23 protein-coding genes are annotated in these 24132 nt (G+C 74.1%); 9 read left to right on the top strand and 14 right to left on the bottom strand.

Annotated elements, in window-relative coordinates:
• Nucleotides 1-203 precede the first annotated feature (203 nt).
• The 3 genes from ACWDD9_RS09265 to ACWDD9_RS09255 all read left to right on the top strand — a co-directional run bounded on the left by ACWDD9_RS09265 (nucleotide 204) and on the right by ACWDD9_RS09255 (nucleotide 2456).
• The gene (locus tag ACWDD9_RS09265) at nucleotides 204-680 is read left to right on the top strand and encodes a phage holin family protein (protein ID WP_049652144.1); all 477 of its coding nucleotides are present in this window, start codon (nucleotides 204-206) and stop codon (nucleotides 678-680) included.
• A 210-nt stretch (nucleotides 681-890) separates the two neighbouring features.
• Nucleotides 891-1982, top strand: coding sequence for an alpha/beta fold hydrolase (locus tag ACWDD9_RS09260; RefSeq protein WP_049652145.1), 1092 nt, complete (start codon nucleotides 891-893; stop codon nucleotides 1980-1982).
• A 273-nt stretch (nucleotides 1983-2255) separates the two neighbouring features.
• Entirely contained in the window at nucleotides 2256-2456 is a 201-nt protein-coding gene (locus ACWDD9_RS09255) for a hypothetical protein (protein WP_049652146.1), read from the top strand.
• Nucleotides 2457-2550: 94 nt separating this feature from the next.
• Here the strand turns inward: ACWDD9_RS09255 and ACWDD9_RS09250 are convergent, their stop codons facing one another.
• From ACWDD9_RS09250 to nth, 4 genes are all read right to left on the bottom strand, one after another.
• A complete protein-coding gene (locus tag ACWDD9_RS09250) occupies nucleotides 2551-3252 on the bottom strand; it encodes a metal-dependent hydrolase (protein ID WP_049652147.1) in 702 nt (233 codons plus the stop codon).
• Between the two features lie 153 nt (nucleotides 3253-3405).
• Nucleotides 3406-4593 carry a MarP family serine protease gene (locus ACWDD9_RS09245; RefSeq protein ID WP_049652148.1) on the bottom strand — a complete coding sequence of 396 codons (1188 nt, stop codon included), beginning with the start codon at nucleotides 4591-4593 and terminating at the stop codon, nucleotides 3406-3408.
• Nucleotides 4594-4639: 46 nt separating this feature from the next.
• Nucleotides 4640-5413 carry an NUDIX hydrolase gene (locus ACWDD9_RS09240; protein ID WP_049652149.1) on the bottom strand — a complete coding sequence of 258 codons (774 nt, stop codon included), beginning with the start codon at nucleotides 5411-5413 and terminating at the stop codon, nucleotides 4640-4642.
• On the bottom strand, nucleotides 5410-6303 hold the full coding sequence (gene nth / locus ACWDD9_RS09235) for an endonuclease III (RefSeq protein WP_375876585.1): 894 nt from the start codon (nucleotides 6301-6303) through the stop codon (nucleotides 5410-5412). Before nth ends, ACWDD9_RS09240 begins: the two co-directional genes overlap by 4 nt.
• 123 nt (nucleotides 6304-6426) lie before the next feature.
• On the opposite strand from nth, the gene ACWDD9_RS09230 reads away from it, so the two are divergent.
• Together ACWDD9_RS09230 and ACWDD9_RS09225 are read left to right on the top strand one after the other, a co-directional pair.
• Entirely contained in the window at nucleotides 6427-7059 is a 633-nt protein-coding gene (locus tag ACWDD9_RS09230; RefSeq protein WP_380778627.1) for a response regulator transcription factor, read from the top strand.
• A gap of 226 nt (nucleotides 7060-7285) precedes the next feature.
• Nucleotides 7286-9826, top strand: a complete 2541-nt coding sequence (locus ACWDD9_RS09225) for an ABC transporter permease (protein ID WP_449811206.1) — start codon at nucleotides 7286-7288, stop codon at nucleotides 9824-9826.
• A 46-nt stretch (nucleotides 9827-9872) separates the two neighbouring features.
• On the opposite strand, the gene ACWDD9_RS09220 is transcribed toward ACWDD9_RS09225, so the two are convergent.
• The 3 genes from ACWDD9_RS09220 to ACWDD9_RS09210 form a co-directional block, all read right to left on the bottom strand.
• The gene (locus ACWDD9_RS09220; protein ID WP_449811205.1) at nucleotides 9873-11006 is read right to left on the bottom strand and encodes a sensor histidine kinase; all 1134 of its coding nucleotides are present in this window, start codon (nucleotides 11004-11006) and stop codon (nucleotides 9873-9875) included.
• Between the two features lie 266 nt (nucleotides 11007-11272).
• Nucleotides 11273-11773: a MarR family winged helix-turn-helix transcriptional regulator gene (locus tag ACWDD9_RS09215; RefSeq protein ID WP_049659810.1), complete on the bottom strand. Its 501-nt coding sequence runs from the start codon at nucleotides 11771-11773 to the stop codon at nucleotides 11273-11275.
• A 51-nt stretch (nucleotides 11774-11824) separates the two neighbouring features.
• Nucleotides 11825-13465: an FUSC family protein gene (locus ACWDD9_RS09210; protein ID WP_449811204.1), complete on the bottom strand. Its 1641-nt coding sequence runs from the start codon at nucleotides 13463-13465 to the stop codon at nucleotides 11825-11827.
• A 309-nt stretch (nucleotides 13466-13774) separates the two neighbouring features.
• Here ACWDD9_RS09210 and ACWDD9_RS09205 point away from each other — a divergent pair, with 309 nt between their 5' ends.
• Nucleotides 13775-14449, top strand: coding sequence for a Crp/Fnr family transcriptional regulator (locus ACWDD9_RS09205; protein ID WP_030288117.1), 675 nt, complete (start codon nucleotides 13775-13777; stop codon nucleotides 14447-14449).
• An 85-nt stretch (nucleotides 14450-14534) separates the two neighbouring features.
• Here the strand turns inward: ACWDD9_RS09205 and ACWDD9_RS09200 are convergent, their stop codons facing one another.
• The 5 genes from ACWDD9_RS09200 to ACWDD9_RS09180 form a co-directional block, all read right to left on the bottom strand.
• Nucleotides 14535-15368, bottom strand: coding sequence for an MBL fold metallo-hydrolase (locus ACWDD9_RS09200; RefSeq protein WP_049656840.1), 834 nt, complete (start codon nucleotides 15366-15368; stop codon nucleotides 14535-14537).
• Nucleotides 15365-15538, bottom strand: coding sequence for a hypothetical protein (locus ACWDD9_RS09195; protein WP_158077682.1), 174 nt, complete (start codon nucleotides 15536-15538; stop codon nucleotides 15365-15367). The genes ACWDD9_RS09200 and ACWDD9_RS09195 overlap by 4 nt, the downstream gene beginning before the upstream one ends.
• 126 nt (nucleotides 15539-15664) lie before the next feature.
• Nucleotides 15665-16531 (bottom strand): NUDIX hydrolase, encoded by an 867-nt coding sequence (locus ACWDD9_RS09190; RefSeq protein WP_074001790.1) that lies wholly within the window; start codon nucleotides 16529-16531, stop codon nucleotides 15665-15667.
• Nucleotides 16532-16646: 115 nt separating this feature from the next.
• Entirely contained in the window at nucleotides 16647-17114 is a 468-nt protein-coding gene (locus tag ACWDD9_RS09185) for a RidA family protein (RefSeq protein ID WP_049656835.1), read from the bottom strand.
• The gene (locus ACWDD9_RS09180; protein ID WP_158835332.1) at nucleotides 17111-17269 is read right to left on the bottom strand and encodes a DUF4177 domain-containing protein; all 159 of its coding nucleotides are present in this window, start codon (nucleotides 17267-17269) and stop codon (nucleotides 17111-17113) included. The genes ACWDD9_RS09185 and ACWDD9_RS09180 overlap by 4 nt, the downstream gene beginning before the upstream one ends.
• A 212-nt stretch (nucleotides 17270-17481) precedes the next feature.
• Between ACWDD9_RS09180 and ACWDD9_RS09175 the strand changes: the two genes are divergently transcribed.
• Nucleotides 17482-18555: an ArsA-related P-loop ATPase gene (locus tag ACWDD9_RS09175; RefSeq protein WP_074001791.1), complete on the top strand. Its 1074-nt coding sequence runs from the start codon at nucleotides 17482-17484 to the stop codon at nucleotides 18553-18555.
• Nucleotides 18552-19721 (top strand): ArsA family ATPase, encoded by a 1170-nt coding sequence (locus ACWDD9_RS09170; RefSeq protein ID WP_049656832.1) that lies wholly within the window; start codon nucleotides 18552-18554, stop codon nucleotides 19719-19721. The genes ACWDD9_RS09175 and ACWDD9_RS09170 overlap by 4 nt, the downstream gene beginning before the upstream one ends.
• A gap of 127 nt (nucleotides 19722-19848) precedes the next feature.
• Here ACWDD9_RS09170 and ACWDD9_RS09165 read toward each other — a convergent pair whose 3' ends face one another.
• Nucleotides 19849-20172 (bottom strand): WhiB family transcriptional regulator, encoded by a 324-nt coding sequence (locus ACWDD9_RS09165; protein WP_030240986.1) that lies wholly within the window; start codon nucleotides 20170-20172, stop codon nucleotides 19849-19851.
• 501 nt (nucleotides 20173-20673) lie between these two features.
• On the opposite strand from ACWDD9_RS09165, the gene ACWDD9_RS09160 reads away from it, so the two are divergent.
• Nucleotides 20674-22965, top strand: coding sequence for a transglycosylase domain-containing protein (locus ACWDD9_RS09160; RefSeq protein WP_074001794.1), 2292 nt, complete (start codon nucleotides 20674-20676; stop codon nucleotides 22963-22965).
• A gap of 168 nt (nucleotides 22966-23133) precedes the next feature.
• On the opposite strand, the gene ACWDD9_RS09155 is transcribed toward ACWDD9_RS09160, so the two are convergent.
• Nucleotides 23134-23586: a GatB/YqeY domain-containing protein gene (locus ACWDD9_RS09155; protein ID WP_049658244.1), complete on the bottom strand. Its 453-nt coding sequence runs from the start codon at nucleotides 23584-23586 to the stop codon at nucleotides 23134-23136.
• Nucleotides 23587-24132: the final 546 nt, after the last annotated feature.

Below are 24132 nucleotides of genomic sequence, written 5' to 3'. Positions count from 1 at the left end.
AAACCCCTCCGGGAGGCCTCCGGAGCGCCCCGGCCGCCGGGACACGTCCCTCCGGCGGGGCCCCGGAGTGGTGTCCGACTGACCGGTAGGGGCATGATTCTGAGCTGTCGACAACCCACAGACGCCTCCGGACCCCCCACCGGCCCCCGGAACCGCACACCCGCGGCGGCGTCACGCCGTACAGCCGCAGAGGAGAACCGCTGATGCCCGCAGGAGCCGCAGACCCGTCCAGCAACGGCCGGGCGCCCTACGAGGGCGAGCGTTCGGTGGGGCAGCTGTTCGCGGCGGCCACCGCCGACCTGTCCGCGCTGGTCCACGACGAGATCGCGCTCGCCAAGTCCGAGATCCGGGCGGACGTCAAGCGCGGCGTCTCGGGCGGCGTCTCGCTGATCGTCGCCGGCGTGGTGGCGCTGTTCTCCATCCCGATGCTGAGCGCCGCGGCGGCCTTCGGCATCCACGCGCTGGGCCTGTCGCTGGGCTGGTCCTTCCTGATCGTGGCGGGCGCCTACCTGCTGCTCGCGGTGCTGCTCGGGATGCTGGCCTGGCGCTCGTTCAAGAAGATCGAGAAGCCGGTGCGCACCATCGAGGGCGCCCAGAAGACCGCCGACGTGCTGAAGAACGCCCGGCCGCGCCCGGCCACCCAGGAGGAGATCGACCGGGCCTTCGGCCGCATCCCGTAAACCGGCGTCCCACAACCGGCACCCGGTAACCGGCGCCCCATAACCGGCGTCCCGTCACCGACCAGGCGCCGCCGGGGCTGCGGCAGGACGACGCCAGGGCAGCAGCAGGGCAACAGCAAGGGGCGGACGGCGCCGCGTCGACGGGCGCCGGACCGGCCGACAACGAGTGCCGGGCACGTGTCCGACGCGCGGATGTGACACGCTCTCGGTATGCCGCTTGACCAGACGCCCGTGCCCGCGCAGCCGTCCGCCGACTCCGGCCCCGACTCCGGTCCTGACTCCGGCGCCGGGCTCACTCCCGAAGGCCCCGAAGGCCCCGGCGGCCCCGGCGCCGCCTCCGAGGACACCGGCCCCGAGGACAACAGTCCGCTCTCCGCCGGGACCTCGGCGGAGAGCGGCGAGGCCTGGAACGTCCGGCAGCCCGGCCCGTGGACGCACCGCGACCTCGCGGCCAACGGCGCCCGCTTCCACATCGCCGAGCTGGGCTCCGGCCCGCTGGTGCTGCTGGTGCACGGCTGGCCCGAGTACTGGTGGGCCTGGCGCCACCAGCTGACCGCGCTCGCCGAGGCCGGCTACCGGGCGGTGGCGCTCGACCTGCGCGGCATAGGCGGCAGCGACCGCACCCCGCGGGGGTACGACCCGGGCAACCTCGCCCTGGACATCACCGGGGTGATCCGCTCGCTCGGCGAGCGCCGGGCGCACCTGGTCGGGCACGCCTCCGGCGGCACCCTGGCCTGGGTGGCGGCGGTGATGCGGCCGTCCGTCATCCAGAGCCTCACCGTGGTCTCCGCCGCACACCCGCGGGACCTGCGCCGCGCGCTGCTGACCGACCGCCGGCAGTTCGCCGCCTTCGACCACGTGCTGGGCTTCCAGCGGCCGTGGATACCGGAACGCCGCCTGGTGGCCGACGACGCCGAGCTGGTCGGCCGCTACCTGACCTCCTGGACCGGTCCGAACGGCCTGGACGAGGCCGCGCTGCACGCGTACCGGCAGGCGATCCAGATCCCCAGCACCGCCCACTGCTCGATCGAGCCGTACCGCTGGCTGCTGCGCTCGATGGCCCGGCCGGACGGCATCCAGTTCGCCCGGCGGATGAAGAAGCCGATCACCGCGCCGACCCTGCACGTCCAGGGCGCCGCGGACCCGGTGCTGCTGTCGCACACCGCGCTCGGCGGCGGCGAGTACGTCGCGGCGCCGTACCGCTGGCGGCTGCTGCCGGGGGTCGGGCACTTCCCGCACGAGGAGGCGCCGGAGGAGTTCACCGCCGAGCTGCTGGACTGGATCGGCCGCCACAAGGAGTGACCCGGCACGGTCCCGCCCGGTGCGGCCGCACGAACCGGGGGCACGGCCGTACGGAACGGGGGCACGGCCGTACGGAACGGGGGCACGGCCGTACGGAACCGGGGGCACGGTCGCACCGGGCGGGGACGCGGCCGTACGTGCGGTCCACGGGGCGGGCTCTCGGCCCCAACTCCCCTATCTTTACGCTCATATGACAACCGCATAGGCCAATTTCGGCGAGGCCCGGGCGGTTACCTCCACCGGCCCAGGGGCATCCCTTCCGGTATGAGTTGGATGCCCGAAAGCGGCGGCGCCCCGCGCGGCCGACGTCACAACAGCCCCCAGCGCTCCGCCCACCGGCCCGACCGGGCGGACGACCTCGGTTTCGACGGCCCCGACGGCCGTCAGCGCACGGAGCGGCGGCAGCTCGGCATCCCCCGCATCCTCGGCCGGCGCGCCCGCTGGGTGGGCGCACGACTGCGGCGCGAGACCTGAGGCCTCGCGCCGCGTCCACCATCGGCCGGTGCGCCGGGCGCCGGAAGCGCCCGGCGGGCCCGTTCAGTTCACCGTCGTCACAGACACCGTCGCCTCAGTTCACGATCGTCGGCGACAGCGCGGTGAACCAGAGCAGGACGAAGGTCGCCACCGACATGATCGGCACCAGCACCTTGGTCTCGACGCTGTTCCCGCTGCGCTTGATCAGCACGACCTCGTAGCGCTCCTTGTGCGGCCAGAGCAGCGGCGCGCCCTTCTTGGTCAGGCAGTCGCCGAGCAGGTGCGCCAGCGTGCCCAGGGCCACCGCGTACGGCAGCCAGCCGGGCGAGTTGGGCATCCAGGTGTTCATCCCGAAGGTGCCGAGCGCGGCCAGGCCGATGACGGTGATCCACGCCTCCGGGCCGTCGCCCGGCGGGCAGAGCCGCAGCGCCCGGATCGCGAGCGCCAGCAGGAAGAAGGTCAGCCCGAGGGTGAAGTAGCGGCCCAGGTAGGTGACCCCGGCCCAGGTGCCGGCGCCCATCAGCGCGACGAACAGCAGCGAGTGGGTGGCGTGCCGGTGGCCGCCGGAGATCCAGGCCACGAACCGGCAGAGCATCTTGGAGACCGGACCGAGGAAGTTGGCGATCGAGCCGTCGTGGTGGTCGAGGTCCGGCAGCAGGGCCGCGCCCGCGCACAGCACCGTGCCCATCAGTATGTCCGCGGGCTGCAGGGTGGTGTGCAGCAGCAGCGGGGGCAGGAAGGGGGCCGAGGCCGCGTACAGCATCGCCCCGCTCACCGCGTGCGAGTGACCCATCATCGGACTGCCACGACCTCCTGTCGGGCCCACCCCGGGACGGCGCCCGGTTGAGCCGAACGGGTGAGCGCGGCCGAGGCTACCAGTGCCGTCTGACGGAGCGACGGATATCGGCCGCTCCGGCCCGGCGCGACTCCCCGGGCTCCGGCCCCCCGGTCAGAGCGCGCAGCCCTGGGTGTCCACCCGGGCGGTCGCGGCGCCGCCCTGCACGGCGTCCTCGCGCACCTCGGCCGCGGTCAGCACGTAGCCGGTGTCCGCGCTGTCCAGGGACTTGGCGAAGACCACGCCGTACACCTCGCCGTCCGGGGTGAGCAGCGGTCCGCCGCTGTTGCCCTGCCGGACCAGCGAACGCACCGAGTAGACGTCGCGGACCACCTGGCCGCGGTGGTAGATGTCCGGGCCGTTGGCCTGGATCCGGCCGCGGATGCGGGCCGGCTGGACGTTGAAGGCGCCGTTCTCCGGGAAGCCGGCCACGATCGCGCTGTCGTTGGTCCTGGCCTCGCCCGCGAAGGCCAGCGGGGGCGCGTTCAGCTTGGGCACGTCCAGGACGGCGATGTCGCGCTGCCAGTCGTAGCGGACCACCGTCGCGTCGTACAGCTGGCCGACGCCGCCGATCTGCACGGTCGGCTCGTTGACCCCGCCGACCACGTGGGCGTTGGTCATCACCCGGTGCGGGGCGAAGACGAAGCCGCTGCCCTCCAGGGTCTTGCCGCAGGAGGTCGCCGTGCCGACCACCTTGACCAGGCTCTGCCGGGCCCGCGCCACCGCCGGGCTGCCGGCCAGCGCGGGGTCGGGGCTGTCGACCTGGGTGATCGGCTCGTGCTCGAAGGGGTTGAAGACCTGCGGGAAGCCGTTGCGGGCGAGCACCTTGGAGAAGTCCGAGAACCAGTTCGGCGCGTCGTCGGGCAGCGCGTTCTGCACCCCGCCGAGGACCGCCGAGGACCGGACCTGCTTGGAGACCGTCGGGAGCGACGCCCCGGCCAGCGCCGAACCGATCAGCCAGGCCACCAGCAGCATCGAGACGACGTTCACCACCGCGCCGCCGCTCGCGTCCAGCACCCGGGCCGGACGGCGCCCGATGTGCCCGCGCAGCTTCCAGCCGAAGTGCGCGGTGACCGCCTGGCCGATCGCGGCGAGGACGATCACCACCACCACGGCCACCACCGAGGCCGTCGTGCCGGGGCCGATGTGGTCGAGCAGCAGCAGCGGCAGCAGCTCGACGGCGAGCAGGCCACCGCCGAGGAAGCCGACCAGTGAGAGCACGCCGACCACGAAGCCCTGCCGGTAGCCCGACACGGCGAATGCCACGGCCGCGGCGATCAGCAGCACATCCAGGACGTTCACTCGGACACCCTCCCACGGCCCGCGCGCCGGACGCGCCGGCGGCCCGTCACGAAGCGTCGGCGTCGCCGCCCGGCAGCACCCGGGAGTGTTCGAGGTCGCCCTGGACCAGGGCCAGCGCCTCGTCCGACAGGTCGACGACCTTGGACGGGTCCCAGGGCAGCTCCAGGCCGCTGTGGTGCAGCACCCGGTCGATCACCCCGGCGGTGAAGCCCCAGACCAGCCGCCCGGCGACCGCGAAGGCGGGCCCGACGTGCCCGGACGGATGGCGCAGCCGCACCCGGTTCTCCGGGTCCGCCAGCTCCGCGACGGTGACCCGGAACACCGCGCCGGTCTCCGCCGCGTCCACCGGGCGCACCGGCGACTCCTCGCGCCACCAGCCGAGCACCGGGGTCACCACGAAGCTGCTCACCGGGATGTACAGCCGGGGCAGCTCGGCGAACACCTGCACCCCGGCCGGGTCCAGGCCGGTCTCCTCCCAGGCCTCGCGCAGCGCCGCCGCGATCGGGCCCGGGCCGTTCGGGTCGCCGTCCTCCGGATCCAGCGCGCCGCCCGGGAAGGACGGCTGCCCGGCGTGCGAGCGCAGCGAGCGGGCCCGCTCGATCAGCAGCAGGTCCGGGCCCTGCGGCCCCTCGCCGAACAGCATCAGCACGGCCGCCGGACGGCCGCCCTCGGCCGGCGGCAGGAACCGGCTCAGCTGCTCCGGCATCACCCGCTCGGCCGCCTCCCGGACCGGCTCCAGCCAGGCCGGCAGCCCGTCCAGCTCGATGCCCCGCGCGACTCCCCCGGCCTCCGGCCCGGGGTGCCCGCACCGCCCGCTCACGCGTCCACCGCCAGGTCCGCGACCTGTCCGTGGTGGACGGCGGCGTCCGCACGGGCGGCCGCCTCCCCGGGGAAGTCGGCCGGCGGCCGCAGCCGCTGCCCGGGCTGGCCGCCCATCTCGTACTTCAACAGCTTGCGTGCCTTCTCCGGGTCGGTCTCCCCCTCGCCGTACGAGGGGCAGAGCGGCGCGATCGGGCAGGCGCCGCAGGCGGGCTTCTGGGAGTGGCAGATACGGCGGCCGTGGAAGACCACCCGGTGCGAGAGCATCGTCCACTCCGACTTCGGGAAGATCTCGGCGACGGCCGCCTCGACCTTCACCGGGTCGTCCTCGGTGGTCCAGGCGAACCGGCGGGCCAGCCGCCCGAAGTGGGTGTCCACGGTGATGCCGGGGACCCCGAAGGCGTTGCCGAGGACGACGTTGGCGGTCTTGCGGCCGACGCCGGGCAGGGTCACCAGGTCGGCCAGCCGACCGGGGACCTCGCCGCCGAACTCGTCGCGCAGCGCTATCGACAGGCCGATGAGCGACTTCGCCTTGTTCCGGAAGAATCCGGTCGGGCGGATGACCTCCTCCAGCTCCTCCGGGTTCGCCGCCGCCATGTCCTCCGGCGTCGGGTACTTCGCGAACAGCGCCGGGGTGGTCTGGTTCACCCGGAGGTCGGTGGTCTGCGCCGACAGCACGGTGGCCACCAGCAGTTGGAAGGGGTTCTCGAAGTCCAGCTCCGGGTGCGCGTACGGGTACAGCTCCGCCAGCTCGCGGTTGATCCGCCGGGCCCGCCGCACCATCGCCAGGTGCGATTCCGGCTTCCTCGGCTTCACCGCCGCCGTCTTCACCGCCGCCGTCCTCGCCACCGGCTTCTTCGCCGCGGCCTTCCGGACCTTGCTCTCTGCCATGCACGAAGGCTACGCCGACCGGAGGACCGCTCGGGGCCGATCAAGCACGGAAACCCGCCCTGGCAAGGCCTGTTGTCTAATGAACTCCGCCCGTGGCCGTCACCTGACAGGGGGAGTGTGCGGATGATCAGGGTCCTGCTGGCAGAGGACATGAGCATGGTGCGCGGCGCGCTGATGGCCCTCCTCGCGTACGAGGAGGACCTGGAGGTCGTCGCCGACGTGGAGCGCGGGGACCAGGTGGTGCCGACCGCCCTGGAGGTGCGCCCGGACGTCGCGGTGCTCGACATCGACCTGCCCGGACTGGACGGGCTGCGGGCGGCCGCCGAACTGTACGAGAAGCTCCCCGGCTGCCGGACGCTGGTCCTCACCGGACTGGTGCGACCCGCCCACCTGCGCGCCGCGCTCTCCGCCCGTGCGCTCGGGTTCCTCGGGAAGGACGCCCCGGCCCGGGAGCTGGCCGCGGCGATCCGCAAGGTGGCCGCCGGTGAGCGCGTCGTCGACCCGGAGCTGGCGCTGGCCGCCCTGGACACCCGGGAGAACCCGCTGACGCCCCGGGAGTCGGAGGTCCTGCGGCTCGCGGCGCGGGGGGACTCCGTCAGCGAGATCGCCGCCCGGCTGTTCGTCTCGACGGGCACCGCGCGCAACCACCTGGCCGCCGCGGTGGCCAAGACCGGGGGCCGCGGCCGGGTCGACGCGATCCGGATCGCCGAGGAGATGGGCTGGCTGCCGACGGTGGGTCCGGATCGTTCCCGGTGATCCGCCGACCCGGAGGCGTCGGGTCACCGGATCACCGGATCCACGGGGCGACGGGGCGACGGGGCGACGGGGCGACGGACCGTGCGTTTCCCATGGATCCGGCCGTGGACGGCCCACGACGCGGCTCACCAAGGCCTTCCTTCGTCGACGAAGGGAATTCCGTCCGAAGCGCCCGGAGCTAGGCTCGCGATGTCATCGAGGGCGTACCGGCGGGGGGCTGAGCCACGTGTTGAAACTGGCCTGGCGGACGGTACGGGCCCGGAAGGCGGGCTTCGCCGGCGCCTTCACCGCGCTCCTCTGCGCCCTGGTCCTGACCACCGCCTGCGGGGTCCTGCTGGAGTCCGGCCTGCGCGCGGGCACCCCGACCGAACGGTACGCCGCGGCCCCCCTCGTGATCGGCCACGGCCATCGCCTCCCGGACGCCGGACCGCTGACCGGCGCACTCGCCGAACTGCCCGGCGTCTCGGCCGCCCTCCCCGAGCTCTCCTTCCCGGCGGCCGTGGCCACCGCCGACGGGCGGGTCCTGTCCGGACCGCAGGGCGGCCCCTCGCTCGGGCACTCCTGGACGAGCGCCGCCCTCGCCCCGTTCCGGCTGGCCTCCGGCCGCGCCCCGGCCGGACCGGACGAGGTGGTCCTCGACACCGCGACGGCCGCCCGCGCCGGGGTCGCGCCCGGCGGCACCGTACGGCTGGCCACCACCGGGGCGCCGCGCGACTACACCGTGTCCGGACTGGCCGCGCCGCCAAGGGAGTTGTCCCGCCAGAGCGCGCTCTTCTTCAGCCCCGGGCAGGCCGCCCGGCTCGCCGGGACGACGACCGGCGCGGACGCGATCGGCATCACCGTCACGGAGGGGACCGACCTGCGGGCGCTGGCCGGGCAGGCCCGGCGGGCGCTCGCCGAGGCGCGGGCCCGCGACGGCGAGGCGGACTGGTCCGGGCCCCGGGTGCACACCGGCGACGAGCGCGGCGAGCTGGAGTTCACCGGCACGTCCGGGCCCGGGGACGCCCTCTCCTCGCTCGCCGGGACGATGGGCGTCCTGTCGCTGCTCGTCTCGACCTTCGTGGTGGCCGGGGCGCTCGCGCTCTCCGTCCAGCAGCGGCTGCGCGAGATGGCCCTGCTGCGGGCGGTCGGCGCCACCACCGGGCAGGTGCGGCGGATGATCGCGCTGGAGACGCTGCTGCTGACCCTCGCGGCCGCGGTCGTCGGCCTCCCGGCCGGGACCGGCCTCGCCGCACTGCTGCGGGGCGTACTGGCCGACCGCGGGGTGACCGGCCCGGACGTGCCGCTGCACATCGGGCCGACCGCCCCACTGGTCGTCCTCGGCGGCACCGTCGTCACCGCCCAGCTGGCCGTCCGGGCCGCCGCGCGCCGGGCCTCCCGGGTCGAACCCACCCGGGCGCTGCGCGACGCCTCGGCGCCGCCGCCGCGGATCGGCCGGCTCCGTGCCTGCCTCGGGCTGGCGACGCTCGCCGTCTGCGGCGTGGTGCTGGCCCACTCGACGGGCGGCCGCGCCGGGGCCGGTACGGCCGAGGGCATGGTGGTGCCGCTGCTGCTCGGGGTGGCCCTGCTCGGGCCGCTGATCGGCCGGGTCGCCGGTGTGGTGATCGGCGGGCCGGTGGGCCTGCTCTTCCCGGTCGCCGGGTTCCTCGCCTCCGCCTCCCTGCGGGCCCAGCCCCGCCGCTTCGCGGCCGCCGTCACCCCGCTGGTGCTGGCGGTGGCCTTCAACGGCAGCATGCTGCTCGTCCCGGTCGTCAAGGCGCAGGCCGGCGCCGCCGAGGAGGGCCGGCGGCTGCTGGCCGACCACGTGGCCCAGGCGAGGGGCATCGGACTGCCGACGGAATTCACGGAAGCCGTCCGCGGGTTGCCCGGCGTCGCGGCGGCCGGCGGCCTGGTCCCCGGCTTCGTCATGGTGTCCTCGGGCTCCGCGGCGGACGGCGGCGGCATCGCCGGGGCGGACGCCCGGATCGTGGACCCGCAGGGGCTGGAACAGCTGCTCGACCCCGGGGTGACGGCCGGCTCGCTGGACCGGCTGCGCGGCGAGAGCATCGCCCTGGGGCGGCGGACGGCCTCCCGCCTCAAGGTCGGCGTCGGCGCCCCGGTCCGAATCCGCTGGGATGACGGCAGCGACAGCACCGCCACGGTGGCGGCCGTCTACGAGCGCGAGGACCGCTTCGCCGACGCGTTGCTGCCCACCGGATTCGCCGCCGCCCACCTGCCGGACCTGCTCGCGGCGACCGTACTGGTCCGCACGGCCCCCGGCGCCGACCCCGGGCAGGTGACCCGGGAACTCCAGGGGCTCACCCCGGCCTACCCGATGGCCCGGATCAGCGACCGGGCCGACTACGACGCGGCACGCCGGCACCAGCAGGAGGCGGCCACCGCGGTGGCCCGGCTGCTGCTCGGCGTCATCAGCCTGTTCACCGCCATCTCCGTCGTCAACACCATGGTGATGGCCACGTCCGAACGGCTGCGCGAGTTCGCGCTGCTGCGGATGGTGGGGACCACGCGCCGCCAGGTGCTGCGGATGATGGCCTGGGAGGGCGGGATCACGGTCGCCGTGGCGCTCCTCCTCGGCGCGGCGGTCACCGCCGCCGTCCTGGTCCCGGTCGGCCTGGCGCTCGGCGGCCCGGCCTGGCCCGCGCCGCCCGGGAGTTGGGTGGCCGCGGTGCTGGGCGGGGCGGCGCTGCTGGGGGCGGGCACCGTCCTGCTGACCACCTGGCTGGCCCTGCGGCGGGAGCCGACCGAGGCGATGGGGATGCGCGAATAGCCGGGCCGCGTGGACCTGTCGGCCGTACCGGGCAGGCGGACCGCGGTCAGGCGGCGCGGGCGGCCGACCGGGCGGGCGCGGCCTCGACGACGGCCGCGAGGCGGAACCAGCCCGCTCCGTCCCGCTCGGCGGTCAGCCGGCCGCCGACCGACCGCAGCCGCTCGGTGAGGTTCCCGATGCCGCGCCCGCCGCCCGGTTCGCGCGCTACGCCGCCGGGTTCGTCCGGACCTTCGCCCAACTCGCCTGGCACGTCGCCGGTTTCGTCCGGAACGCCGTCATTGGAGACCACCAGGCGCACCGTGCCGAGGTCGTCCCGGCCCGCCCGGATCCCGCAGCGCCGGGCCGTGCTGTGCCGGAGCAGGTTGGTGACCGCCTCGCGCAGCACGGTGGCCAGCACCGCGTCGAGTTCGGGCCGCAACCCCTCGCAGTCCAGGTCGGCCTCGACCTCGATCCCGGCCGCCCGCAGCGCCGCGACCGCCGAACGCGCCTCCCGCGCCAGGGACATCCGGACGTCGCCGCTGGAGAGCCGGCGGGTGTCCGCCATCGCCTGCCGCACCAGCGCCAGCACCTCGGCGAGCTCCGCGCGGGCCCGCTCCGGGTGCTCCACGGCCAGCCGCTCGACGAGCTGGCACTTCAGCGCCGCCACCGAGAGGCTGGAGCCGAGCAGGTCGTGCAGGTCGCGCGCGAAGCGCAGCCGCTCCCGATCCACCGCGAGCTCGGCCAGCTCGGTCCGGGCCGCCCGCAACTCGGCGATCAGGTCGGCGAGTCGGGCCACCCCGTACACCACGATGCCGCCCACGACGATGGACACCGACGCGTTGACGCACTGGCCGGTGCTCCCGCCCAGCGCCGCGCAGAGCGGGTACTGGGCGACCACCAGCGCGGCGGCCAGCGCCCAGGAGCGCGGCGCCGCGACGGTCAGCAGCACCGATCCGGCGAACGAACCGGGGATGCCGACCCACGTCCCGTCGAGGAGCAGGAAGGGCAGGTAGGTGAGCACCCCGTGGGCGACCAGGCTCCACGGCCACCAGCGCCGCGCCAGGCGCCACGGGCCGGCGTGCCCGATCTGGAAGCCGAGCAGGACCAACAGGAGGGCGACGGCGGGCAGTTGGTAGGCCAGACCGTCGTGGTTGCGGACCGTGGCCACCGCCGAGGCGGCACAGAAGCCGACGGCGGTCATGACCACGATGCCCCGGGTGAGCCGCGTGAGGGGGTCGGCCGAGCCGCCCGGGCGCTTCGGCCGGAGACGATCGCCACCGGTTCGGTCCGCGCTGTGGCCCAAGGGGAGCTCCCGGTAGACGACTCGACACGCCGCACGCGACGTACGGAGCCCGCTTCGTACCCGACGCGCCCCCGTACACCGCACCGCGAGCATACGTTCCCACCGGAGCAGCGCCGTTGACGCTTCGTCGGAGCCCGTCGAACCGGCAGCCGGGGCCCGTCGGCTCAGCCCGGGGTGCGGCCGATCGTCCCCTCCAGGCTGTTCAGCAGGCCGCTGAGGGCCTCGGCGAGCCGGTCCTGCTCGGCGGGGGTGAGGCCGGCCAGCAGGGCGCGGTCGTGGGCGACCAGCTCCTGGATCAGCCCGTCCACCAGGGTGCGGCCCTGCTCGGTGAGCGCGAGGTGGGCGACCCGGCGGTCCCGGTCGTCGGTGCGGCGGCTGACCAGGCCGCGCTCCTCCAGCAGCCGCAGCCGCTTGGTGACGGCCGCGCCGGAGGCGAAGCTCTCCCGGGCGAGCTGGGTGGGGGTCAGTTCGCGGTCGAGGCGGAGCAGGGCGCCGAGGATGTCGAACTCGGCGCGGGTGAGGCCGGCCCGGGTGAGCGGGTCGGGGGTCTGCTGGAGCAGGGCGGCGCAGCGGTTGATCCGGCCGAGGACGGCGATCGGACCGGTGTCCAGCCCCGGGTAGGCCCGCTCCCACTGGCGCAGCACACCTGCGACGACGTCCTCCACGCGTGCTGCTCCCGTTCTGCGGCCTGCCGGTCGGCTTCGACCCTGTCGATCCTAGGCCGTGTCCGGTTGGTCCCCGCGGCCCCGGCGTTCCAGCAGGGCGGCCAGCAGGTGGTGGGACCGCTGCTCGGTGGCGGCGGCGCGCTGGTGCGGGAGGGCGGGGCGGCGCCACTCGCCGGCGGCGGTGTCGGTGGCCTCGCGCAGTTCCAGCAGGGCGGCGGCGAGGCCGGTGCGGGCGGCGCGCGCTTCCGGGGCGCTCGCGGCGGAGACGGTGGAGACGGCGGCCAGGGCCCGGTGGCCGGCGGCCTCGGCTCCGGCCAGGGCGTGGGTCAGCCGGGTGGCGGTGCGGCGGTTGGTGACCAGCAGGCAGGCCGCGAGGCCGGTGAGCGCGCCGACGCAGGTGTCCAGCCAGCGGTCGGCGACCAGCGTCCCGGCCGGCTGCGGGCCCGCGAACTCCGTCATCAGCAGCGCCATCGGGGTCACGAAGACCGTCGCCAGCCAGTAGCTGCGGGCGATCGTCGCCTCGGCCCCGAACTGGCAGAGCAGCCCGAGCCCGATCAGCGCCACCGGGCCCGAGTGGGCGACGGGCAGCGCGGCGGTGAACAGCAGCAGGCCGAGCAGGTTGCCCAGCACCCGCTGCAGCGCGCGCTGCCAGGACAGCGTGCTGTTGGCCTGGAACACCGAGGCGGCGGTGACCACCGCCCAGTACGGCCGGCCGACGCCGAGCGCCAGCGAGAGCCACCCGGCGGCGGCGCAGCCGACCGCGACGCGCAGCGCGATCGGCAGCAGCGCCGAACCCGGTCGCAGCGCCCGCCGCAGCGGTGGCCGGGGGCCGGGCCGGCGGGCGGCCGCGGCCTCCGTCTCCGCCGCCTCCGCCTCGGTGAGGTCGGGCGACGGCAGCGGGCGGCCGCGCCGGAGCTCACGGGCCCGGTCGAGGTACCACCCGGCGTCCTCGGGCCGGGCCGGTCCAACGAGCGCGGCCTCCGCGCGGACCAGCAGCCGCTCGGGCGCGTCGCCGAGGGCGCGCCGCCGGGCCGGGGCGGAGAGCGCGAGGCTCTGCCGGGCCGCCTCGACCGCGCCGACCAGGGCGGTACGGGCGGCGGCGTCCGGCCGGCCGGGAGCGGTCCGCAGCAGCCGGGCCGCGGCCTCCAGGGCGCGGGCGGTGGCGATCCGCTCGGGCCCGTACGGGCGCACCAGGGCCGGGGCCATGCAGACCAGCCAGGCCAGTGCGGCGCCGAGCGCGGTGAGCGCCAGGTGCGGCGGGACCTCGCCGAGCCGCTGCGGGACGAAGGCGCAGCTGGAGGAGGTGAAGGTGATGATCAGACTGCCGGGCGGGCCGACCCGGGCGGCGTCGCAGAGCAGCTTGTGCAGGGCGGCGAGCACCGCCGCGACCGCGACCAGGACGACGGCGTCGCGGGTCAGCGCGGCGGCGGTGAGGGCGGCACCGGTGCTGAGCACGGTCCCGAGCAACACGCCGACCAGCATCCGGGCCCGGGCCCGGTACGGCAGGCCGTGCCCGTACAGCGCGCCCAGGCCGCCGGCCGAGGTGTAGAGGGCGAGGTCGAGCCGGCCGAGGCCGAGCAGGGTGAGGTTGAGCGCGCCGAGGGTGACCACGGCGCTGAGCGCGGGCTTGTGCCAGCCGTCCCCGGCCGGACCGACCCGAAGTGCCTGGCGGAACTGGGCGGTGGTGACCATGCAAAAAGATTAACAGGTAATTTATCCGTGAAACATATGTCCGCGGTGCCGCGCACCGGACACCCGCACGGCGAGGGCGATTCCCTGTTCGAGTCGGACGGACAAGAGTTCGACCGACAACCGTCGGAGGCCTCCCGTTCCCGGGCCCGACCCGTGGTCCGCCGGTACGAATGGCCCCGCACGGCACACCCCGACACACCCCCTCCTCATATGATCGGAGCGACATGCGCCATGCTTGGTGATGCAGAACACTGAACGGAACTTGCGCCGGACGGCCCACCCGCCGTACGGCCGAGAAGGAGGAAGCACGTGGACGACGTTCTGCGGCGCGCCGCACTCTTCGCGGCACTCGACGACGAACAGGCCGGCGAGCTGCGCGCTTCCATGACCGAGGTCACCCTCGCCCGTGGGGAGTCGCTGTTCCACGAGGGCGACCCGGGCGACCGGCTGTACGTCGTGGCGGAGGGCAAGGTCAAGCTGCACCGCGCCTCCCCGGACGGCCGCGAGAACATGCTCGCCGTGCTCGGCCCCAGCGAGATGATCGGCGAGCTGTCGCTGTTCGACCCGGGCCCGCGCACCGCGACCGCCAGCGCGCTGACCGAGGTCAAGCTGCTGGGCCTCGGCCACGGCGACCTCCAGCCCTGGCTGCACGCCCGCCCCGAGGTCTCCATCGCGCTGCTGCGGGCCATCGCCCGCCGCCTGCGCCGCACCAACGACGTGATGTCCGACCTGGTCTTCTCCGACGTGCCCGGCCGCGTCGCCAAGGCCCTGCTGGACCTCTCCCGCCGGTTCGGCGTGCAGTCGGAGGAGGGCATCCACGTCGCCCACGACCTCACCCAGGAGGAGCTGGCCCAGCTGGTCGGCGCCTCCCGTGAGACGGTCAACAAGGCGCTCGCCGACTTCGCCGGCCGCGGCTGGCTGAAGCTGGAGGCCCGCGCGGTGGTCCTGCTGGACGTCGAGCGGCTGTCGCGCCGCTCGCGCTGACACCAGCGAACCCGCGAACGCGGAAGGGCCCGTCCGAATCCGGACGGGCCCTTCCGCGTTCACCGGGCCCTACGCGTCCACCGGGTCAGTCGGCGCCCTGGATCAGCCCGTGCTCCTCCAGGTAGTCCAGCTGGGCCCGCACCGACAGCTCGGCGGCCGGCCAGAGCGCCCGGTCCACGTCGGCGTAGACCCGGGCCACCACCTCGGAGGCGCTCCGGCAGCCCGCCTCGACCGCGGTCTCCACCTGGGCGAGCCGCGACGCCCGGTGGGCCAGGTAGTAGTCGACGGCACCGAGCGCGTCCGCGAGCACCGGGCCGTGGCCCGGCAGCACGGTCCGCACGCCGTGCTGGGAGGCCATGGTGTGCAGGTGGCGCAGCGAGTCCAGGTAGTCGCCGAGCCGGCCGTCGGGGTGCGCGACCATCGTGGTGCCGCGGCCGAGCACGGTGTCGCCGGTGAGCACCGCGCCGTCGTCCGGCAGGTGGAAGGTCAGCGAGTCCGAGGTGTGCCCCGGGGTGGCCACCACCCGCAGGTCCAGGCCGCCGACGTCCAGGCGCTGACCGCCGACCAGGCCCTCCGAGCCCAGCCGGTGCGCCGGGTCCAGGGCCCGTACCTCGCTCCCGGTCAGCTCGGCGAAGCGGGCCGCGCCCTCGGAGTGGTCGGCGTGGCCGTGGGTGAGCAGGGTCAGCGCGATCCGCTTGCCCCGTTCCTCCGCGAGGTCGACCACCCGGCGCAGGTGCCCCTCGTGCAGCGGGCCCGGGTCGATCACCACCGCGAGGTCCGAGCCCGGCTCGGAGAGCAGCCAGGTGTTGGTGCCGTCCAGCGTCATCGGCGACGGGTTCGGCGCCAGCACGCACAGCGCCCGAGGGGTGGCCTCGCCGCCGACGGCGGCGGCGGGGTCGCCCGGCAGGAGTCCGCTCACCGACCGCCTCCGACGTGCCGGTGCAGGGCCCGCAACGGCAGCGCCCGGACGAGGGCGCGCTGCGCCACCTCGACGAACGGGACCTGGCTGTCGCAGGCGAGGTCACGGGGGTTCAGGCGGCGGGCGGGCAGCTCGGGTGCCGTCCGGCGAGCCACGTCGTCGTGGGTCATCGGGCGTCGGTCCTTTCTCTGCGTCGGTACGGCAAGGTCGGGTCGTGCGGGTCGTGCGGGTGGTGCAGGTCGTGCGGAGCGCGTCGGCCGTACGGCTCGTACGACCGGTCCCCGTCGGTGGAACGCTCAGGACCCCTCGGGGAACTCCCCGTCGATGGTCAGTTCCTCGTAGCCGGGCCAGCGGACCGTCAGCCGGTCGCCGCGGACCTCGGCCCGGCCCAGGACCGGCGCCAGCGGGCGGTCGGCGGCCGCGGCCAGGGCCTCGGCGGCGGTCCGTACCGACGACAGCTCGCGCAGCACCGTCACGGTCGGCGGCAGCATGCCGAAGCGGCCCTCCCGGTGGCCCCGCACCGCCTCGGCCGGGGTCAGCCAGGCGACCCGGTCGGCCTCGCCGACCTCCAGGGCCGCACGCTGGCCGGCCGGCAGCGCGGCGACGAAGAACCAGGTGTCGTAGCGCCGTTCCTCGAACTCCGGGGTGATCCAGCGGGCCCAGCCGCCCAGCAGGTCGCTGCGCAGCACCAGCCCGTGGTCGCGGAGGAACTCGGCGAAGGACAGCTCGTGGGCCTCCAGCGCGGCCCGCTCGGCGGACCAGTCGCGCGGCGCGGCGACGCTGTCGGCGTCCGGGCCGGCCAGCAGCACGCCGGCCTCCTCGAAGGTCTCGCGGACGGCCGCGCAGACCACCGCCCGCGCCGTCCGGGCGTCCACCCCGAGCCGCCGGGCCCACTCCTCGGGCGACGGACCGGCCCAGCCCGGCTCGACCTCGGCGTCCCGCGGGTCCACCCCGCCGCCCGGGTAGGCGTACATCCCGGCCGCGAAGGCCATCGAGGTGCGCCTGCGCAGCAGGTAGGCCTCCGGCCCCTCGGCGGCGTCGCGCAGCAGCACGACGGTCGCGGCGGCCCTGGGCACCGGCGGGGTCACCGCGCCGGATTCGACCGCCCGGATCCGGGCGGGCCAGCCGGGCGGCATCGGCAGCGTCGTCGCTCGATGGTCCATGCCCGGATGCTAGGGCGTGCCCGACGATTCCCGCCAGGCTCACGAGTGGATCGGGCCCGCCCGGGCACCGCGGAGGCGGGGCCGGACGAGCCCGGCCCCGCCTCCGTGATCACGCTCAGGCGCTCTTGACCCGCACCAGGATCTCGACCTCGACCGGGGAGTCCAGCGGCAGCACCGCGACGCCGACGGCGCTGCGGGCGTGCACGCCCGCCTCGCCGAGCACCGCGCCGAGCAGCTCGCTGGCGCCGTTGACGACGGCCGGGACGCCGATGAAGTCGGGGGCGGCGGCGACGAAGCCGACGACCTTGACGACCTGCTCGACCTGGTCGAGGTCGCCGATCACCGACTTCACGGCGGCCAGGGCGTTCAGCGCGCAGATCCGCGCGAGGTCCTTGGCCTCCTCCGGGGACACCTCGGCACCGACCTTGCCGGTGCTCGGCAGCTTGCCGCCGACGACCGGGAGCTGGCCGGAGGTGAACACGAGGTCGCCGGTCCGCAGGGCCGGGACGTAGGCGGCGACCGGGGCGGCCACCTCCGGCAGGGTCAGGCCCAGCTCGGCGAGCTTCGACTCGACCTTGCTCATGCGCTCTTCTCCCGCTTGAAGTAGGCCACCAGCTGCTCCGGGTTCGGGCCGGGCACGACCTGGACGAGCTCCCAGCCGTCCTCGCCGAAGTTGTCCAGGATCTGCTTGGTCGCGTGCACCAGCAGGGGCGCCGTCATGTATTCCCACTTGGTCATGGCCAGACTCTAGACGAGCCGTCGCGGCGATCCGCGCCGCCCGCCGCGAGGCGTGTGAGGTGGGGCACAAACAGGGCATGATCCGGCCTGACGGCCCAGGTGCTCCGGGCATCCGGTGCGCTCCCTGGTTACCCTCGCGGGAGGGCACCCTGGCGAGGGGCACCCTCGTCAGGAGGGGACGCCCGTAGGACGGAGACGGACGGAGACGGAGCGTGGCACGCACCCCCGGCCAGGCGGCCCGGCGCGACCCCGACTGGGAGGGCGTCCGGCTGCACGTGGTCAGCGGCAAGGGCGGCACCGGGAAGACCACGCTGGCCGCGGCACTGGCCCTGGCCCTCGCCGCCGACGGCGGACGGGTGCTGCTGATCGAGGTCGAGGGCCGGCAGGGCGTCGCCGAGCTCTTCGGGATCGCCGCGCTCCCGTACGAGGAGCGCCGGATCGCCTCGGTCTCCCGCGCCCAGCTCGGGCTGCCGGCCGCGGAGGGCGGGCCCGGCGAGGTCTTCGCGCTGGCGATCGACACCGAGCTGGCGCTGCTGGAGTACCTGGAGATGTTCTACAAGCTCGGCCGGGCCGGGAAGGCGCTCCAGAAGGTCGGCTTCGTCGACTTCGCCACCACCATCGCGCCCGGCGTACGGGACGTCCTGCTCACCGGCAAGGCCTGCGAGGCGACCAGGCGCAAGGACCCGGACGGCCGGCGGCGCTACGACGCGGTGGTGATGGACGCCCCGCCGACCGGGCGGCTGACCCGGTTCCTGAACGTCAACGCCGAGGTCGCCGGGCTGGCCCGGATCGGCCCGATACACACCCAGGCGCAGGCCGTGATGCGGGTGCTGAAGTCGCCGGAGACCGCGGTGCACCTGGTCACCCTGCTGGAGGAGATGCCGGTGCAGGAGACGGTCGACGGCATCGAGGAGCTGCGCGAGGCGAGGCTCCCGGTGGGCGGGGTGATGGTCAACATGGTCCGGCCGCCGGTGCTGGACGCGGCGGCGGTGGCCGCGGTGGACGGGGACCACCGCGAGGAGGTCGCCCTGGCGCTCGGCGAGGCCGGGCTCGGCGGCCGCACCCGCACCGGGGAGAAGGTCCGGGCGGCGGTGGAGCCGCTGCTCGACCCGCTGCTGGAGCAGGCCAGGGAGCACGCCGAGCGGGTCGAGCTGGAGCGCGCGCAGCGCGCCGACATCCAGCAGCTGCGGCTCCCGACGTACGAACTGCCGCTGCTGGGCGAGGGCGTGGACCTCGGCGGGCTGTACCGGCTGGCGGGCGAACTGAAGCGGCAGGGGGCGGCATGACCTCGAACGGGGTGCGGAGCACCGGACGGCGGCTCGCGGTGGACGAGCTGATCGACGACCCGAAGACCAGGATCATCGTCTGCTGCGGCTCCGGCGGCGTCGGCAAGACCACCACCGCCGCGGCCCTCGGCCTGCGGGCGGCCGAGCGCGGCCGCAAGGTCGTGGTGCTGACCATCGACCCGGCCCGCCGGCTCGCCCAGTCGATGGGCCTGACCGAGCTCGACAACACCCCCCGGGTGGTCAAGGGGGTGAACGGCACCGGCGAGCTCCAGGCCATGATGCTGGACATGAAGCGGACCTTCGACGAGGTCGTGCTGGCCCACGCCGAGCCCGAACGGGCTCGGGCGATCATGGAGAACCCCTTCTACCAGTCCCTGTCGGCCGGTTTCGCCGGCACCCAGGAGTACATGGCGATGGAGAAGCTCGGGCAGCTGCGCGCCGCCGAGGAGTGGGACCTGATCGTCGTGGACACCCCGCCGTCCCGCTCGGCGCTGGACTTCCTGGACGCGCCCAACCGGCTCGGGTCCTTCCTGGACGGCCGGGTGATCCGGATCCTCACCGCCCCGGCCAAGGTCGGCGGCCGCAGCGCGATGCGCTTCCTGAACGCCGGGATGGGCCTGCTCACCGGCACCCTGGGCAAGATCTTCGGCGCCCAGCTGCTCACCGACGTGCAGACCTTCGTCAGCGCGATGGACTCGATGTTCGGCGGCTTCCGGGAGCGCGCCGACCGCACGTACCAGCTGCTCAAGGCGCCGGGCACGGCGTTCCTGGTGGTGGCGGCGCCGGAGCGGGACGCGCTGCGCGAGGCGGCGTACTTCGTGGACCGGCTGGCCGCGGACCGGATGCCGCTGGCCGGGCTGGTGCTCAACCGGGTGCACGGCACGGGCGCACCGCAGCTCACCGCGGAACGGGCGCTGGCGGCCGCCGAGGCCCTGGAGGAGAACGGCTCGGAGCACGCCTCGCCCGAGGCCGAGCTGCTCGCGGCCGGGCTGCTGCGGCTGCACGCCGAGCGGATGCAGATCATGGGGCGCGAACGCCGTACCCGCGACCGCTTCGTCTCGGTGTACCCGGACGTGCCGATCGTGGAGGTGCCGGCGCTGCCGGGCGATGTGCACGACCTGGACGGGCTGCGGGCCATCGGGGACCGGCTCAACGGCGCGGTCTAGCCCGCGCGGTACCACCCGGTGCGGTCACCGACCCCGCGCGGTACAACCCGGCGCGGTCACCGGCCCTGCGCGGCACGGCCCCCCGTCCGCGGGGCCGACCGGCCCGGGCCGCGTGGTGCGGCCGGGCTCAGCCCGCCTGGGCGTAGTCCGTCAGTATCACCCCGGTCGCGAGGGACTCCTCGTACTCGGTGCGCGCCGTCTCCAGCAGCCTCCGCCACGAGATGACGGTCGGGCGGCGGCGCAGCAGCGCCCGGCGCTCGCGCTCCGTCATCCCGCCCCACACCCCGAACTCCACCCGGTTGTCCAGGGCGTCCGCGAGGCACTCGGTCCGGACGGGGCAGCCGCTGCACACCGCCTTCGCGCGGTTCTGTGCCGCCCCCTGGACGAACAGTTCGTCCGGATCACTCGTGCGGCAGGCGGCCTGCGCACTCCAGTCGTCAACCCAGCCCATGCCGGCGCCGTCCTCTCCCGTATCGAGGCTCCCCCACGGCGGCAACGGCATATTCACCGTTGCCAGTTGAGGACGTTACGGAAGAACGACAGCTTGCAACAGCCCCTTCGGGCTCAATCTCGAATGACCCAATTGGACTATGGGTGGCGATCAGCTCACTCGTTGGAGTGATCGCAGGTCGCACACCTTGCCAAGAGCGGAACCCCCACTCTCGCCACAGGAGTCGTCACTGAGTGCGACCGACCACACCGGCACAGCAGGCCACAGCTGCCTCAAAACCCGGACATCAGCGGGTAATTCGGGCAAGTCTTCTCGCCCACAAGAGTGAACGATGTTGACGCACCGAAGCTGTCGCAAGCTTGTGACAAGCCTAGGCGAACACCTGCCCCGGTGTGCGGGAATCCGCGACGTAGGGTTCTCCCCATGGCACCGAAGCGCCCCCAGGCAACCCAGCCCCCAGGCAACACCGGAGCTCCGCGCGGCCGGACCGGCGGATCCCCGATGGAGCACGCCGGCAACGGCGTGAAGTTCCTGGGCGTCAGCGTGCTCTCCGGAGTCCTGCTGGCAGGCCTCGCCCTGCCCGCCGTCGGCGCCATCGGGCTGACCGCCAAGGACACGGCGGAGAGCTTCGCCAACATCCCCGACGACTTCAAGACCCCGCCGCTCACCCAGGCGACGCAGATCTTCGACGCCAAGGGCGGCCTGATCGCCAAGGTCTACGAGCGCGACCGCACCGTCATCACCGCGGACCAGATGTCGCCGTTCATGCGGCACGCCCAGGTCGACATCGAGGACGCCCGCTTCTACGAGCACGGCGCCGTCGACCTCAAGGGCGTCCTCCGGGCGATCAGCAAGAACGCGGAGAGCGGCACCGCCTCCCAGGGCGCCTCCACGCTGACCCAGCAGTACGTGAAGAACGTCAACGTGGAGAAGGCCGGCGACGACCAGGCGGCCGTCCTGGAGGCCCAGCGCAAGACCCTGGGCCGCAAGATCCAGGAGCTCAAGGTCGCCATCAAGCTGGAGGAGGACCTGAGCAAGGATCAGATCCTCACCAACTACCTCAACATCACCTTCTACGGCCACCAGGCCTACGGGGTCGAGGCCGCCTCCCAGCGCTACTTCAGCAAGAGCAACAAGGACCTCACCGTCGCCGAGGCCGCCACCCTGGCCGGCGTGGTCCAGAACCCGTCGCAGTACGACCCGGTGCGCTACCCCGAGAACACGCTCAAGCGCCGCAACGTCGTGATCGACAAGATGCTGGAGAACAAGCACATCACCGCCGACCAGGCGAAGGAGGCGAAGGCCGCCCCGCTGGGTCTGAAGTACAAGGACCCGCAGAACGGCTGCATCACCGCCCAGGCCGGCATGGGCTTCTTCTGCGACTACGTGCGCCACGTGGTCAAGCAGGACCCGGCCTTCGGCAAGAGCGCCGACGAGCGCAAGAAGCTGTGGAACACCGGCGGCCTGAACATCTACACCACGCTGGACCCGGACAAGCAGGCCGCCGCCCAGAACGCCGTCACCAAGAAGGTCAACGTGACCGACCCGGTGTCGGCCGCCGCGACCATGATGGAGCCGGGCAGCGGCAAGATCCTGGCGATGGCCCAGACCCGCCCGTACGGCCTGGACCCGAACAAGAACCAGACCGTCGTCAACCTCAACGTGGACGCGGCCATGGGCGGCGGCAACGGCTTCCAGACCGGTTCGACCTTCAAGCCGATCCTGGCCGCGGCGGCGCTGGAGTCGGGCATGTCGAACACCCAGGCGTTCCCGTCCGAGAACAAGATCGAGTACCCCCAGATGTCCACCTGCTCGGGCACCTGGAAGAACACCGTCAAGCCCAAGGAGACGGTGAAGAACGAACAGGACAGCGAGGTCGGGCCGTACCAGCTGAAGGAGGCGATGGCCCGCTCGGTCAACACCTACTTCGTGCAGATGGAGCAGCAGGTCGGCCTCTGCGCGATGAAGCAGATGGCGAACAAGCTGGGCATCACCCAGTCCGCCAAGGGCGACGCCTTCCAGGAGGTGCCCTCGATGGTCCTCGGCACCCTGGAGCTCTCCCCGCTGACCATGGCGAACGTCTACGCGACCTTCGCCGCCCGCGGCAAGTACTGCACCCCGATCGCGATCAACAAGATCACCACGGTCGACGGCAAGGACGTCCCCGTCCCGCAGTCCCAGTGCAGCCAGGCCTTCTCCGAGCAGACCGCCGACTCGCTCAACGCCGTCCTGCTCAACGTCACCGAGAAGGGCACCGCGGCCTCCCTCGGCCTCGACGACGGCCGCAAGATCGCGGGCAAGACCGGTACCACCGACGAGAAGAAGGCCGCCTGGTTCAGCGGCTACACCCCGTCGCTGGCCACCTCGGTCTGGCTCGGCGGCCCGGCCGGCGGCGTCAAGATGAAGAACATCACCATCGGCGGCAAGTACTTCCCCGAGGTCTTCGGCGCCGACGGCCCCGGCCCGATCTGGCAGCTGGCGATGAACCAGGCGCTCAAGGGCACGCCCGTGGAGCCGATCCAGACCGCCAACATCCCGGACCCGCAGCCGGCCACTCCCCCGCCGGGCACCACCCCGCCGGCCACCGACCCGAACGCCCAGCAGCCGCCGGCCGGCAACCCCCCGCCGCCGCAGCAGGGCGGTAACCCGGGCCAGCCCGGCGGGCTGCCCGGCAACCAGGCCGGCGGTCTGCCCGGCGGGCTGCCCGGCGGCTTCCCCGGCGGGTTCACCTTCCCGCCCGGCCCCGGGAACGGGAACGGCGGCCGCCACGGCGGCGGCAACGGGAACGGCTGACCCGCCCTCCCGGCGGGGTGACCCGCGCCGCGGAACATGACGAAGGGGCGCCCTCCAGTGCGGAGGGCGCCCCTTCGGCGTGCTGCCGGGGCACCAGGGGGCGGGGCCGGGGCCGCCCGGGGTTCGACCCTGGACGGGCCCTGGGCGGGCCCTGGTCTGAGCCGCGGCTCAGACCAGGGCGGCCTTCACGGCGGCGGCGACCCGGCTGCCCTCGGCCAGACCGTCGACCTTGGGCTTCACCAGCTTCATGACGGCGCCCATCGCCTGGGGGCCGGTCGCGCCGCTCTCGGCCACGGCGGCCGCCACGATCGCGGCCAGCTCCTCGTCGGAGAGCTGCTTGGGCAGGTAGCCCGCCAGCACCTCGCCCTCGGCCAGCTCCCGGGCCGCCTGCTCCGTCCGGCCGGCGTTCCCGAAGGCCTCGGCCGCCTCCCGGCGCTTCTTCGCCTCGCGGCCGATCACCTTCAGCACGTCGGCGTCGGACAGCTCGCGCTTCTGCTTGCCCGCCACCTCCTCGCTGGTGACGGCGGACAGCGTGAGCCGGATGGTGGACGAGCGCAGTTCGTCCCGTTCCCTGATGGCAGCCGTGAGGTCCTCGTGCAGCTGCTCCTTGAGCGTTGTCATTTCCTCTTCTTATCCTTCGGCTGTGGGTGGGCTCAACCGGTTTCCCGTGGGCATCCACCGGGGTTTCCGCAGTTGAACGAGTATCCCCGACAAGTACGGCCGACCGTCGCCCGTCGGCGCGCCGCTGCCGCCCCGCTGACGGCTGTGGGCGCGGCGGGGCGGGCGGTAGCCGGCCGACCCGGGAAGCAGCCGGGGAAGCAGCCCGGGAAACGGTCAGGGAAACGGTCCGGCCCGGGAACGGGCGGCGGTCGAGTCCGTGAACAATCGACGCCCCCGGCCGGGAACGGACGACGGGATTCGGCCAAGGTGGCCGATAATGCCCGCACATTCTCGGCCGAAATGCCGAGAACTGCCTGTTCCGGAGCGAAGTTGCCGGTTCCGCAGGGGTACATCGAACACTGCGACCGCTTCGCCGAAAATAGTCCGCGTAGTACACTCGTTCGCGCGTCGCCCGAGCAGCCCGAAGGCGGCGGTCACCTCACCGTCGAATCATCCCCGAATCATCGCCGAAGGCCGCCACGATCAGCCGCGACAAACCGTCACCAT

This window comes from Kitasatospora sp. NPDC001119 (genome assembly GCF_053598475.1).
The sequence above is the reverse complement of the archived record's forward strand: the minus strand, read 5'-3'. Positions and strand labels throughout refer to the sequence as shown.